This window comes from Chryseobacterium pyrolae (genome assembly GCF_025153485.1).
GTDB classification, from domain to species: domain Bacteria; phylum Bacteroidota; class Bacteroidia; order Flavobacteriales; family Weeksellaceae; genus Chryseobacterium; species Chryseobacterium antibioticum.
In genome coordinates, this window is record NZ_JANZQH010000012.1 from 16,462 (window position 1) to 30,323 (window position 13,862).

15 protein-coding genes and 1 tRNA gene are annotated in these 13,862 nt (G+C 37.2%); 10 read left to right on the top strand and 6 right to left on the bottom strand.

The genetic code is table 11. The features are described from left to right. The first annotated feature begins 72 nt into the window (after positions 1 to 72). The 6 genes from NZD88_RS19340 to NZD88_RS19365 all read left to right on the top strand — a co-directional run bounded on the left by NZD88_RS19340 (position 73) and on the right by NZD88_RS19365 (position 3,847). Positions 73 to 145 (top strand) — tRNA-Phe (locus NZD88_RS19340). Between the two features lie 183 nt (positions 146 to 328). Beyond that, positions 329 to 913, top strand: a complete 585-nt coding sequence (locus NZD88_RS19345) for a Crp/Fnr family transcriptional regulator (protein WP_259831276.1) — start codon at positions 329 to 331, stop codon at positions 911 to 913. Between the two features lie 66 nt (positions 914 to 979). After that, on the top strand, positions 980 to 1,675 hold the full coding sequence (locus NZD88_RS19350; protein ID WP_259831277.1) for an alpha/beta hydrolase: 696 nt from the start codon (positions 980 to 982) through the stop codon (positions 1,673 to 1,675). Between the two features lie 162 nt (positions 1,676 to 1,837). After that, positions 1,838 to 3,013, top strand: a complete 1,176-nt coding sequence (locus NZD88_RS19355; RefSeq protein WP_259831278.1) for a thioredoxin family protein — start codon at positions 1,838 to 1,840, stop codon at positions 3,011 to 3,013. Beyond that, on the top strand, positions 3,013 to 3,636 hold the full coding sequence (locus NZD88_RS19360; protein WP_259831279.1) for a DUF3575 domain-containing protein: 624 nt from the start codon (positions 3,013 to 3,015) through the stop codon (positions 3,634 to 3,636). The genes NZD88_RS19355 and NZD88_RS19360 overlap by 1 nt, the downstream gene beginning before the upstream one ends. A gap of 4 nt (positions 3,637 to 3,640) precedes the next feature. Beyond that, positions 3,641 to 3,847 carry a hypothetical protein gene (locus NZD88_RS19365; protein ID WP_259831281.1) on the top strand — a complete coding sequence of 69 codons (207 nt, stop codon included), beginning with the start codon at positions 3,641 to 3,643 and terminating at the stop codon, positions 3,845 to 3,847. Positions 3,848 to 3,951: 104 nt separating this feature from the next. Here the strand turns inward: NZD88_RS19365 and NZD88_RS19370 are convergent, their stop codons facing one another. Beyond that, the gene (locus tag NZD88_RS19370) at positions 3,952 to 5,148 is read right to left on the bottom strand and encodes an exo-beta-N-acetylmuramidase NamZ family protein (RefSeq protein ID WP_259831283.1); all 1,197 of its coding nucleotides are present in this window, start codon (positions 5,146 to 5,148) and stop codon (positions 3,952 to 3,954) included. A 4-nt stretch (positions 5,149 to 5,152) separates the two neighbouring features. Here NZD88_RS19370 and NZD88_RS19375 point away from each other — a divergent pair, with 4 nt between their 5' ends. Continuing rightward, positions 5,153 to 6,382, top strand: a complete 1,230-nt coding sequence (locus tag NZD88_RS19375; protein ID WP_259831285.1) for an ABC transporter permease — start codon at positions 5,153 to 5,155, stop codon at positions 6,380 to 6,382. Between the two features lie 229 nt (positions 6,383 to 6,611). Further along, a complete protein-coding gene (locus NZD88_RS19380) occupies positions 6,612 to 7,595 on the top strand; it encodes a PLP-dependent cysteine synthase family protein (protein WP_259831287.1) in 984 nt (327 codons plus the stop codon). 70 nt (positions 7,596 to 7,665) lie between these two features. Here the strand turns inward: NZD88_RS19380 and NZD88_RS19385 are convergent, their stop codons facing one another. From NZD88_RS19385 to NZD88_RS19395, 3 genes are read right to left on the bottom strand one after another with little or no spacing between them, the layout of a single operon-like run. Further along, a complete protein-coding gene (locus NZD88_RS19385) occupies positions 7,666 to 8,193 on the bottom strand; it encodes a hypothetical protein (RefSeq protein ID WP_259831289.1) in 528 nt (175 codons plus the stop codon). A gap of 45 nt (positions 8,194 to 8,238) precedes the next feature. Then, entirely contained in the window at positions 8,239 to 8,541 is a 303-nt protein-coding gene (locus tag NZD88_RS19390) for a chaperone modulator CbpM (protein WP_259831291.1), read from the bottom strand. A 3-nt stretch (positions 8,542 to 8,544) separates the two neighbouring features. Continuing rightward, entirely contained in the window at positions 8,545 to 9,462 is a 918-nt protein-coding gene (locus NZD88_RS19395; protein ID WP_259831293.1) for a J domain-containing protein, read from the bottom strand. Positions 9,463 to 9,555: 93 nt separating this feature from the next. On the opposite strand from NZD88_RS19395, the gene NZD88_RS19400 reads away from it, so the two are divergent. Next, positions 9,556 to 10,755: a dicarboxylate/amino acid:cation symporter gene (locus NZD88_RS19400; RefSeq protein WP_259831294.1), complete on the top strand. Its 1,200-nt coding sequence runs from the start codon at positions 9,556 to 9,558 to the stop codon at positions 10,753 to 10,755. A 53-nt stretch (positions 10,756 to 10,808) separates the two neighbouring features. Next, positions 10,809 to 11,339 carry a hypothetical protein gene (locus NZD88_RS19405; RefSeq protein WP_259831295.1) on the top strand — a complete coding sequence of 177 codons (531 nt, stop codon included), beginning with the start codon at positions 10,809 to 10,811 and terminating at the stop codon, positions 11,337 to 11,339. Positions 11,340 to 11,362: 23 nt separating this feature from the next. Here NZD88_RS19405 and NZD88_RS19410 read toward each other — a convergent pair whose 3' ends face one another. Together NZD88_RS19410 and NZD88_RS19415 are read right to left on the bottom strand one after the other, a co-directional pair. After that, a complete protein-coding gene (locus NZD88_RS19410) occupies positions 11,363 to 11,746 on the bottom strand; it encodes a DUF779 domain-containing protein (protein WP_259831296.1) in 384 nt (127 codons plus the stop codon). Positions 11,747 to 12,225: 479 nt separating this feature from the next. Then, positions 12,226 to 13,755, bottom strand: coding sequence for an aldehyde dehydrogenase family protein (locus tag NZD88_RS19415; RefSeq protein WP_259831297.1), 1,530 nt, complete (start codon positions 13,753 to 13,755; stop codon positions 12,226 to 12,228). Positions 13,756 to 13,862 lie beyond the last annotated feature (107 nt).

The window sequence follows — 13,862 nt, forward strand, 5'->3', positions numbered from 1 at the left end:
AAATCGCAAAAAAACTTGCGCGATATAAGAAAATATTATACTTTTGCACCCACGTTAAACAACGAAACAATTGGTTTCTTAGCTCAGTTGGTAGAGCAATGGATTGAAAATCCATGTGTCCCTGGTTCGATTCCTGGAGAAACCACAAACCGTCTTTATTAAGGCGGTTTTTTTATTTTATATCAAAATCATTTCACAAGCTTATTTTTTCATCACTTTTCTCTATTTATTCTATTCTTATTGTCGTCAGTTTTTAATAATTTAGTCTTTGATATGCTTTTACGATTAAAGCACTACGTATATCCGTAAGATTATTTAATATTTAATTATGAAAAACATTCTTGATGAATATTCTAAGTATGGTCCGTTGTTTCTGGTAGACGAAGAGCACTATGAAGAATTCTGTAGCCTACTCCATGAAACGGTTTACAAAAAATCTGATTTTTTCCTGAAAGAAGGTGAAGAATGCCAATATTTAGGTTTTCTTAAAACAGGATTCATGAGAACATTCTATATTAATGAAGGCGGAGAGGATGTCAACTTTAACTTTCACTTCGATAATTATTTTTTCACCGACTATGAAAGTATTCTCTGTCACACGAAATCAAAAATGAATATTAAAGCCGTTAAAGATTCCGAAGTTCTTCTCCTTCACAAGGATGATCTTCAAAAACTTTATAAAAAAGATGCTTACTGGCAGGAATTCGGAAGAAAAATGACGGAAGTAATTTATCTGAATGCAAAGAAAAGAATCGAAGAATTATTATATTATTCCCCTGAAAGACGGTATAACAACCTTTTGACGGAAAACCCCAAGATCTTTCAGCTGGTCGCCCAGAAACATATTGCAAGCTATCTTGGCGTAAAACCTCAGTCATTAAGCAGAATCCGGAACAGAACTTTAAAACGTTAACTAAAGTGAACATTTTTCAACCAACATACTCCTACATTTGTGATACAAAATGTAAAGAATAAAAATATGGAAAACAAAAATGTAACAATTATTTTAGTTCACGGAGCTTGGGGAGACGGATCTCACTGGAGACATGTTATTGAAAATCTTCACAGCGAAGGCTACACAGTACGCAGTGTTCAAAATCCTTTGACTTCTATGGACGAGGATATTCAAAAAACAAAAGATCTGATCGACTTACAGGAAGGAAAAGTTCTGTTGGTAGGACATTCTTACGGAGGTGCCGTTATTTCAGGAGCCGGAAATCATGATAAAGTAGTAGGGCTAGTGTATATTGCCGCTTTTGCACCGGATAAAGGAGAAAGTTTAGGAAGCATCTTTGGACGCAGGGAACAACCTGCTGGTGGCGCCAATATTGTTCCTGATTCAAAAGGATTTTTATGGATAAAGTATGACAAATTCCATGAAAGTTTTGCCCAGGATCTGAATCCAGAAGATTCAGTGGTGATGTCTTTATCTCAAAAACCAATTCACGGAAGTATTTTTGCAGCTGAAGCTGGAGAACCCGCATGGAAAACAAAACCAAGTTGGTATCAGGTTTCGGATAATGACAGAATGATCCCTCCGGCAACGGAAAAAGAAATGGCAGAAAGAATGAATCCTAAGAAAATTATCCATTTGGATGCAAGTCATGCTTCATTAGCCACACATCCGAAGGAAATCACAGAACTGATCAAAGAAGCTGTGGAAACTGTTTCCTAAGAAACAATCAATTTTTAAAGCAATAAACAGGTTTCGGCCTGTTTATTTTATTTATAGCGGGATGAGGTAATCTTAAAATTCGTTAATATAGAGCCTCTCCGCATAAATTCGTCTTCTATTTTTTGGAAAATAACTATCTTCGCCTACAAATCTAATTTGAAAATGAAGAAGATCATCTCTGGGGTATTTGTTTTCTGCTCTATTGTTATCCTGGCTCAGGAAGCCATACAATTTCAGGAACTGCCATTCAAAGACGTTATAGCAAAGGCCAAGAAAGAAAAGAAACTTGTTTTCGTCGATGCTTATACGACATGGTGTGGACCGTGCAAGATGATGGAAAAGAATGTATTTACGAAAAAATCTGTCGGAGATTATTTCAATGCCAATTTCGTGAATGCCAGATTCGATATGGAAAAAGGCGAAGGAAGAGAAATTGCAGCCAAATATGGGGTCCGCTCCTATCCTACGTACCTATTCCTGAACGGTGAAGGTGAACTTGTTTCTCAAAACACCGGCTATATGGAGGAAAGTATGTTTGTAACCATGGCTCAGGATATTAATTCACCTGGAAATAAAAAAGGTTCTTTAAAAGAGCGTTTTGCAAAAGGAGATAAAGATCCGGAATTCCTGATCAATATTATGAAACTGAACTCTTCATCAGATTATGATTTTGCTAAAAAAGCCTCTGAAAGATATTTTGAAAACAAAAAGAAGACCGAAGAAATTTCGAAAGAAGAAATAGGCCTTCTTTTATTCTTTGTAAAATCTACAGAAGATATCAATTACAAAACATTCACTTCAAGAAAAGTTGAAATCATCAAATATTTACCTGAAGAAACTTATAATGAATTTGATAATCAGCTTAAACTGTCAAAAATAGTTGAACAATCTATTGATGATAAAAATAAGAGAATCAACGAGGAGTTTTTCATGAAGACGGCGGAGCCATTAGTAGGAAAACAACTCGCTCAATCTAAACTAAACCAAACGAAACTCAGTTACTACGAGCAGAATGCCAATTTCCCTGAATTTGAAAAAGCGGCATTAGAGTATTACAAGAATTCCGATGCATTTGAACCCAATGAATTGCTTAGAGCAGCATGGGTATTCAGTGATCACATTAAAAATCCTGCATCACTGAAGAAAGCCTCAGAATGGGCTGAAAAATCCGTAATGCGTGGAGAAACACCGGAAAACACTTATATTCTTGCAAAGCTTTATTTCCTGACAGGAAACAAGGAAATGGCCCAAAACTATGCTGAAATGTCTAAAAATATGGCCGTTCAGACAGGTAAAGACTCCAAACTCGCAGAAGAATTACTGAAACAAATAAAATAATGCTAAAACACAAATTTCTTACCGCATCTATTGCGCTCCTTTCTATAGGAACACTTACAGCTCAGGAACAAGAACAGGAAAAAAGTCTGTACATTAAAGGAAACGCGCTTCTTGCCCCAATTGGAATCATCAATATTGGCATGGAAAAACAACTGAGCAAGAAGATTACTATGCAAGGCGACGTTCTGGTATCTCCATGGAAATCTTTTTCCGGACATGAACTGCAATACTACTCTCTTTCCCTTGAAGGCAGATATTACTTTAATGAAGCATTCAGTCATTGGTATGTAGGAGCAAACGTTGGTGTCTCATCATTTGTCCTGCAGAAATGGAATTATTGGAAGGAAGTACCTTATATAAATGACCGAAACGAGGTCTTCCTTAAATCTAATTTATACCAAAAAGGGTATTCTTTTATGATTGGTATTACAGGAGGATATCAGTTCAAAGTATCCGATCGTTGGAATGTTGATGTGTACGCAACAGTTGGTTCATCTTCAGATTTTTACAAAGGATACGACAGAACTACAGGCCAGCGATATGATGTAGCTCAGAAATTTAATAAAAGCGGAGAAATTCTTCCTTATAGAGGAGGTGTCATGATCTCTTATAAATTAAAATAACTCTATGAAACTGCTCGGAAGAAACCATATTATCATTTCAGTGATCACATTTGTGATCCTTTTCTTAATGAATTATATAGGAAATGATCTGCCCGATAAACTGGAGAGAGCATTAATGACGGCTTTCGCCGGAGTAATAGGATTATCACTGGGACTTTTTATCCTTAATAAAGGCAAAAACGATAAGAATCCTCCGCAAAATTTTGATTGATAAAAAAAAAATCAATTGTGAATTTGACTTCGTCAGTGAATTTTATGACAGATAGATTCACTCACGATTGACTGGCGAAGCCAAATTGATCATTGACTTAAAAATCAGTTTTCGTAAATAACATATTTACTGCGGATCTTTTCAAATTTCTCCAGATCATTTTTCCATGAAGCTTTGATTTCCTGAATTGATTTTCCGGCGATGATTTGTTTCCTAAATTCATCAGTTCCGGCCAGTTTATCAAAAAATAAATTCTCCAGAAAGAAATTCTGTTGTGGGTTCTTATAGCTTTTATAAGACTTAATCAGCCATTCCAGATTGAGTTCTCTTAAATCTTTTGAATAAGCTGAAAGATTTTCACCATAACATAATTTTCCATTCAAAAATGGATCCTTTGCCCCAAAATTGGGTTTGGGTGTAAATTGATACGGAAGTGTTTCTGTCCATGGGGAACCATAGGTCTGAAAAGGAAGACTTGTCCCTCTTCCCACTGAAACCTGTGTTCCTTCAAAAAAACATAAACTTGGATATAGATTGATTGATTTATCGTTGGGTAGATTCGGTGAAGGTTTATCTAGAATTGGATAACGCTGCTTTTTGTGGTAATTTTTCATAGGGATCAGGGTATATTTTGCCTGAACTCCGTTTTTAAGCCACTTTTCACCGTTAACCATTTTACCATACTCTCCTATCGTTAAACCATAGACTACGGGAACTTCATGCATTCCCACAAAACTTGACCATTTCTTTTTTAAAACCGGTCCGTCTGTATAACCATCATGCGGATTCGGGCGATCCAGCACCATTATTTCTACATTATTTTCCGCTCCGGCCTCCATTAAATAAGCTAAAGTTGAAATATAGGTATAGAACCTTACCCCTACATCCTGAATATCAAAAACAACGATATCAATTCCTTTTAACTGTTCCGGTTTTGGTTTTTTATTGTTTCCGTATAAGGATATAATCGGGATACCTGTTTTCGTATCTACTCCGTTTTTAACTTTTTCACCAGCATCAGCATCTCCTCTGAAACCATGTTCAGGAGCAAAGATCGCCTTGATCTTAATGTTGTTTTTTACCAAAAAATCTACCACATAGCTTTTATCACTCATCAGCCCGGTTTGGTTCGTCACCACACCGATTGTTTTATTTTTCAGCAAAGGCAGATAAAGTTCAGACTGGTCCGCACCGGTTTTTAAATCCGGTTGAATATGGCCCTGAGAATAATATTGATTGAATACACCTAAAAAAATTAGGCAAATAAGAAGTAAATTTTTAATTTTGAAATCTAAATTCATAAGCTTGAAATTTCCTTTATATTTCTCTAGAAAAATAGCGTTTTCCAAAGATAACAAAAATAACCTTTCAAGAGTTATCATCTTCATCGGCAGGCTTTCTGTTGCTTTGGGGATCATTGTTTCTTTGATTACAGTATCTACGGGCTTCGGTTCAAAGAAAGCCATCAAGGAGAGACTGGCAGATTTCAGCGGGCACATTACCCTACGGTCTACAAGATCCAATTCCTCTTACAATACTTCCGTTCTTGACAATCAGGGCCTGAACATTCAAAAGATCAGGGAACTTCCGGATGTAGAAAGTGTACAGAAATATGCGACGGTAACCGGAATTATGCGTAATGAGCATAATTTTTCGGGAATTATATTTAAAGGAATCGGAAAAGATTTTGACAGTCTGAGATTCAAAAAATTCCTTGTTGCAGGAACCACTCCAAAAGTAACAGAGAAAGGTTTTAACAATGACGTGACTGTTTCTCAAAAAATAGCTAATGATCTCCATCTTAAGGTCAACGACAGCATCGTCACTATATTTTCCAAAGCAGACCAGAAACCGATATACCGTAAATTCAGAATCATAGGAATTTATAAAACCGATATTAAAATGATTGATGAGCAGTTCGTTATCGGCGGAATCAATCATGTAAGAAAGATTCAGGAAATGAAACCGGACGAAATAGGTGGCATCGATATTTTTTTTAAAAATGTCAATGACATCGACAAAGATTTTCCGGAAATTGAAAAACTGATCGGCTACAAAAATTATGCTGAAAAAGCAACGGAAAAATTCCCACAAATCAATGACTGGATCAGTATTTTTGACACGAATATTGCGCTGATCATCATCATCATGCTGATTGTAGTTGTCATCAATATTATTATGGTTCTTCTTATTTTGATCATTGAAAGAACCAATTCTATCGGACTTCTAAAAACGCTGGGAGCAAGTAACTCTCAAATAAGAGCTACTTTCATCAATTATACTTTGATCATCATGATTCCGGGACTCCTGTATGGAAATGCAATTGGTCTTGGCCTTATTTTGCTGCAAAAATTCTTCGGTATTATTAAGCTTAATCCAGAAAACTATTATGTAAGTACAGTTCCGGTGGATCTTAATCCGATAGCCATCATATCCATTTCAGTAGGAATTCTTATTATTTCCGGACTGGCTCTGATCATTCCGAGCTACCTGATTAGTAAGATCTCTCCAGTGAAGGCGATTAAGTATAATTAAGTGAAATGTGAATGGTCAATTACAAAAACAATGACCAATTCAATTTTAGTGTGAAAATTTTCAATTCACTTGAAAAATCAATAATGAACGAGAGACTACAAATCCAATTCAACGGCTGTAATTAAAAAATTCACTATTGACGATTTACTTTTCCCATTTATAAATCATAATCTTTAAATTACGCAGCTAATTTTTAAAGCATTATCTTTGCACCGCTTATAAACCATTTATGAAATACGCAAAAAATATTCTTGAAACGATAGGGAATACGCCTCTTGTAAAACTTAACAAAGTATTAGGAGAAGACTTTCCTGCATTAGTTTTAGCAAAAGTAGAGACATTCAATCCTGGAAATTCTGTAAAGGACAGAATGGCTCTTAAAATGATAGAAGATGCCGAAAAAGACGGTAGATTAAAACCTGGAGGAACCATCATCGAAGGAACTTCCGGAAATACAGGAATGGGGCTGGCTCTTGCGGCCATCATCAAAGGCTACAAATGTATTTTTGTAACCAATTCCAAACAATCTAAGGAAAAATGTGACATTCTTCGTGCTGTAGGAGCAGAAGTTATTGTTTGCCCTACTGACGTGAAGCCTACGGATCCGCGTTCTTATTATTCAGTTTCTAAGAGACTGGCTAAGGAAACAGAAAACGGATGGTATGTGAACCAATATGACAACCTATCCAACAGAACAGCTCATTACGAGTCTACAGCACCTGAGATCTGGGACCAGACAGACGGAAAGCTGACGCATTTTGTGGCAGGTGCCGGAACAGGAGGTACTGTTACAGGTTGTGGAACCTTCTTCAAGGAGAGAAATCCAAATATTAAAGTAATCGGCGTTGATACCTACGGTTCTATTTTGAAGGAATTCCATGAGACAGGTGAACTTCATTACGATCATGCGTATACGTACATTACAGAAGGAATCGGGGAAGATATTATTCCTGAGAACTATGATATGTCAGTAATCGATCATTTTGAAAAGGTAACCGATAAAGACGGTGCCATCTACGCCAGAAAACTGGCTAAAGAAGAAGGAATTTTCTGCGGATATTCTGCCGGAAGTGCTATTGCTTCTCTGATCCAGATGAAAGACCAGTTCACAAAAGATGATGTGATTGTGGTACTTCTTCATGACCATGGTTCAAGATATGTAGGAAAGATCTACAACGACGAGTGGATGAAGGAAATGGGTTGGTTAGATTAACCAAAAATTGAGAAGGTCAAATAACCTTTTTATATAAATGAAAAATCAGAGCCGTTTTGCTCTGATTTTTTTATTGTTTGATATTTTTCTTTAATGCCTGCTTGAGAATTTCGTAGTCTGCTTTACTCATGGATTTTTTCGGGAACATATAGTTGAATTTCCCCTCTAAAGAAATAAATCCATCATTGACATCAAAATCCTTAAAATCTTCCCACTTACTCAATTCTTCCTGATGATTAAGATTAACATTAAAAATGTCACTGTTAAACCTAATCTCATAGATTTCAGAGTCTTCCAATGATTTCAAATACCTGTTAACCTCTTTTTTCCATCGGGAAACTTTGTTGATGCTTAAAGAAAGATAGACTGTACAAAGCAGAAACAAAAAGCTCACAAAATATAGAATCCCAAACTTTTCTTTGCTTAAATCATCTTTGAAAAAAAATAAAATCAACATAATTAGCCCTACCACAATAGTAGTAACGGTCTTGCCTTTGGTAGTCTGCGAAAAAAACAAGCTCCCCTGGTTGCCACTGAAATAAATTTCTTCAAAATCTTTTCTGTTTACATTTAATTTGATGACCTTATCTCCATTCATTTTCTATGAAATATTTAGTTTGTTTTTAAAGGTTACAAAACTAAATCAAATATCTTCATATTGATCACTTATTGCAGAAAGTTTATTCATCAGATCACGATTTTTCTGTTTTAGATCCTCCATTTTCCTAAGCATATCATTGATCACTTCCAAACCGGGAAGATTGATTTCCAGATCGTAATGCCAATTGGTAAACCTTTCAAAAACAGGCAGGTCGTCATACAATAAATAGCGAATTTCATTCTCAGTTTCTACAGTCAGTAAACCACCATCTACCAATTCATCAAAAAAAGTGATCTCAATATTGTAAATTTTTACGAGTTCTTCTCGCGATATTCTTTCACTCATGGCTTAGGAATTTTTAAGTTGTTCAAAAAGTTCTTTCTGCTTGTCTGTAAGATCTGTAGGCAATTTCACCTCATAAGTGACAAAAAGATCGCCTGACTGTCCTTCTTTTTTATACACTGGAAAGCCTTTTCCTTTCAGTCTTACCGTAGTTCCGTTCTGAGTTTCGGGTTTCACTTTAAGGTTCACATTTCCGTCGAGTGTATTTACTTTTACATCACCTCCCAAAAGAGCTGTATAGAGGTCGATCGAAACTTTGGTTTTAAGATCATCCCCAACTCTTTCAAAATCGGGATCAACCGGAATATTGAATGTGATGTACAGATCTCCGTTTGGTCCTCCGTTAAAACCAGGACTTCCGTGTCCTTTCAGTTTGATCTGCTGCCCGTCGTACACACCAGCAGGAATAGTAATTCTCACTTTCTTACCATTGATTTCGAAAGTCTGCGGATGGGTTTGTGCAGCGTCTTTTAAGTTTAAATTCAATTCAGCATGGACATCCTGCCCTTTGAACTTTCCTGAAGAACTTCCTCTTGAATTTTTCCCAAAGCCACCACCGCCCGTACCGCCAAACATACTCTGGAAAAAATCTGAAAAATCTTCACCTTCCCCGAAGTCAGCACCGGAAAATCCACCGCCGCCATAGTTCTGTTGCTGATATTGCCTTTGCTGTTGCTGCGCTTTTTCGTACTCTTCACCATGTTTCCAGTTCTCTCCGTATTTGTCATACTTAGAACGATTTTCGGGATTACTGAGCACTTCATTGGCTTCATTCAGCTCTTTGAATTTTCGCTCCGCTTCTTTGTCATCGGGATTAAGATCAGGATGTAATTTTCTGGCCTGTTTCCGGTAGGCCTTTTTGATGTCATCCTGTGTTGCGCTTTTATCTACGCCTAAAATTTTATAGTAATCTATATAAGCCATAGAATCGATATTTACTCAAATTTATGAAATTTGCGCCTGTAAATTATATAAGAGAATGTTAAAAATAAGCCTATCTTTGATAAAAAGCGTTGAATGAAAGAGGTACTGAAAAACTACTCGGGAATTATACTTTTACTATTAGGAATTGCTGTAGGAAGCATTATAGGAGTTACTGCTCCCGGTATTGTAGACTATATTAAGCCCTTAGGAGATATCTTCCTGAACCTTCTTTTTGTGAGTGTAGTTCCATTGGTATTTTTTGCTGTTTCCAACTCTATTGCCTCTCTGGAACAAGGGTCTAAGTTTGGGAAAATCATTTTAGTGATGTCTTTTACTTTTCTGTTCTTTATTCTGACAGCAGCGGTTTTTACGATCTGTGCGGTTTATATATTTCCAGTTTCGGGAGTTTCCGGCAGTTCTGAAATGATTTCAGAGGCGACCAGCGAAGACAGCTGGGGGAACAGGATTGTCAGTTTTTTTACGGTTGGAGAATTTACCCAACTTTTTTCAAGACAAAATATGCTGGCACTTCTTATTTTCGCCTTTATGACTGGGTTTGCAGCCCGGAAGGCCGGAGAAAAAGGACAGCCGTTCAGGGTTTTTATTGCTTCAGGATATGAAGTGATGAAAGAACTTCTTTTATTGATCATGAAACTGGCGCCTATTGGTCTTGGAGCCTATTTTGCCTTTCAGGTGGCTACCTTAGGACCGCAGCTTTTTGGTTTCTATGCTAAACCTTTAGGACTTTATTATATTGCAGGAATTGTATATTTCTTTGTCTTCTTTTCACTGTATGCTTTTATGGCAGACGGACAAAATGGAATCAAAAGTTTCTGGAAAAATGCAGTTTACCCTACCCTAACAGCCTTGAGTACCTGCAGTAGCTTTGCAACAATGCCTGCTAATCTTCAGGCTGCTTCCAAAATTGGTATTCCGAGTTCAATTGCCAACCTGGTTATTCCCATCGGAACCACCTTGCATAAAAATGGATCTTCTATGTCTTCCATTATTAAAATATATGTCGCTTTTTTGATCATTGGAAAAGATTTTTTTGATCCGGCCAATTTATTGCTGGCTTTAGGAATCACTGTTTTTGTAAGTATTGTCGCTGGCGGAATTCCAAATGGCGGATATATTGGTGAAATGCTGATGATTTCTGTCTATAAATTGCCACAGGAAGCTATTCCGGCGGTCATGATCATCGGAACACTTGTGGATCCGTTGGCGACTGTTCTGAATGCTGTGGGAGATATTGTCGCGGCAATGTTTGTGAACCGGTTTGTGAAGGTCTGACTTACTGTTTCCCACGAATCTCGCGAATCTCACCAATTAATTTGAAATTTAATATGAGTTCTTTTTATAAAAGTATAGGCCTCTATGATAGGTTTAATTTTGACATTGAGATGGATCAATCTGAATTTATAGAAAGTTTGAAGAAAATCACATATAAAACAAATACAACCTTCATCTCACTGGTTCCTGATAACGGAATTCCTACAAGATTTGAATACCGGGGTGAAGTTAATGAAGACTATTTTCTGATAAAAAGGAGATGTCGGTTTTTCGACTCCAATATTGTAGTTCCAGTTATAAGAGGGACCTTTTCCCAACAGGATGGCAAAAAACAGATCAAAATAGAATTGTTTCCTTCAAAGATTCATATCATTAGTCTTACTTTCATATTTCTGTTTTTTCTGATCATCATTTTAAATATCAATTCTGTTCTTAAAGAAAATGAAGAACTGATATTTTCATCATTGATACCTTTAATTATTATAATTTCTCACTATTTCACTCTCAAAACAAGTATAAAAAGAGGTAAGTACGATTTTGAAAGAGAGCTTAATTTTCTTATCAAAAAAAAAAAATCAGTGTAAATTATAAATGTGATTTTGTTGATTTACTCGCTTCGTTTCACAGGCTCCAGGTTTTCATATTCTTCTTTGGTGAAGAGTCTGTAATGAACTTTGAATGTTTTGCCCAATGGAGTTTCCAGAGAAAAACCACCCGGCCCGAAACCATCCGTAACATCCAGTGTAAAGTGAGAATACTTCCAGTATTCGAACAAATCGCGGTCTATCCAGAATTCATGGTCATTAATAGTTCCTATCATCGCATCATTCATTCTGGGAAAGAATCCTCCTTTTTCAAAACATTGTGGTTGCGTACCTTCACAACATCCTCCTGCCTGATAAAACATCAATGCCCCATACTTATCTTCCAGTTGATAAATAACGTCTAGTGCTTTTTCTGTTGCTGATAATCTGGATATGGTGGTTTCCATTTTTTACTTTTTATTTAAAACTCAGAAGTGTCAAGTTTGCTTCTATTAAGGTACGAAGATTTAATTGATGAACTTTTACTATCTGTCACTTCGTGTATTTTTTTATCGAAGGCGCAAAAGTTTTTCTATCTCCATGTTGTTTTAAGGCGCAAAGATTTTATCTGCGATAAAATTGTACACCGTCTTCATTGCGGAGAACGCAAGCCTTTGTGCTCTGCGCATAAAATATTTTACAAATAAAAAAGAAAAGTAAATAGCCGATTGTAAATTTTACTTAACCTTATGATTATAGATTTCCTTCTCACCTGAAATTTTTCAGATAAGGGAATTCTTTTCTCGCGTGAGGGATAGGAAGAGCGGCGAGGAACGAGCCGGTGCGGAATGAAATGGAGCACCGAAACGAAGTGAAGCTCTGGAACAGCCCGACCGTTTTGCCCCGGCAGAGCCGGGGCAAACGGGCACGCCCTAATATTTAAAAATTAAAAGAAACCTAATTTGTTTTTGTTGTAGGAGATCAGCATATTTTTGGTCTGACGGTAATGGTCAAGCATCATTTTATGATTTTCTCTACCGATTCCAGACTGCTTATACCCTCCGAAAGGTGCTCCTGCCGGATAGGAATGGTACTGATTTACCCAAACTCTTCCTGCCTGAATCTGGCGCGGAACGTTATACAATTGATGTGCATCCCTTGTCCAAACACCTGCACCAAGCCCATAGATCGTGTCATTGGCGATTTTGATCCCTTCTTCTTCATCTTTGAAAGTCGTAAATGCCAGTACAGGCCCGAAGATCTCTTCCTGGAAGATTCTCATTCTGTTATTTCCTTTGAAAATAGTCGGCTGGATGTAGAACCCGTCCTCCAGGTTTTCTCCCACATTGTTTACCTCTCCGCCTACCAAAACCTCAGCGCCTTCTTCTTTTCCTAACTGAATGTAAGAAAGAATTTTATCTTTCTGGATCTGGGAAGCCTGAGCACCCATCATGACGGTTTTATCCAGCGGATTTCCTACTTTAATGGCTTTTACTCTTTCGATCACTTTTGCAATGAATGCATCTGCAATATCTTCCTGAACCAACAGTCTTGAAGGGCATGTACAGATTTCTCCCTGGTTAAGGGCGAAAAGGACCGCTCCTTCAATAGCTTTATCCAGGAACTCATCATCTGCATCCATTACTGAGCTGAAGAAAACATTTGGAGATTTCCCACCTAATTCCAGGGTTACAGGAATAATATTTTCTGTCGCATATTGCATCACAAGACGTCCTGTGGCCGTAGAACCTGTGAAGGCAGCTTTTGCTACTTTTGGATTGGTCACCAAAGCTCTTCCTAATTCTGCTCCGAAACCGTTCACAATATTAATCACGCCTGCAGGTAACAGATCCCCGATGATTTCCATTAAAACCAGAATGGAAACCGGAGTACTTTCTGCGGGTTTCAACACCACACAGTTTCCTGCTGCTAAGGCCGGCGCCAGCTTCCATACAGCCATCAATATTGGAAAATTCCAAGGGATGATTTGTGCGATTACTCCCAGCGGCTCGTGAACGATCAGGGATACCGTATCTTTATCCAGTTCATTGTGAGAACCTTCGTCTGCACGGATCACGGAGGCAAAATATCTGAAATGGTCTATCGCCAGTGGTAAATCGGCAGCCAAAGTTTCTCTAACCGCTTTTCCGTTGTCGATGGTTTCAACAATAGCCAGATATTCAAGATTCTGCTCTATTCTATCTGCGATTTTGTTCAGGATAATGCTTCTTTCTGTAGATGATGTATTTTTCCAGGTTTGAAATGCTTTTTCTGCAGCATTGACAGCCAGTTCCAAATCTTCTTTGGATGAGTGTGCCACCTGGGTGAAATTTTTACCGTTAACTGGTGAAACTACATTGAAATATTGTCCGTTAACCGGAGGGGTAAACTTACCGCCAATATAATTATCATATTTGTTTTTGAATTCAGGCCACTGAAAAGCAGTGTCTGATTTCGATTCTGTAATAGTGCTCATATTAATGTAATTTTATTTTTTTCGTAATGCCAAGTTACATTTACAAATGAACAAGCAATAGCACAATCGTACAAAAAAACATGAAAATAGTATAGATGTTCAATTTT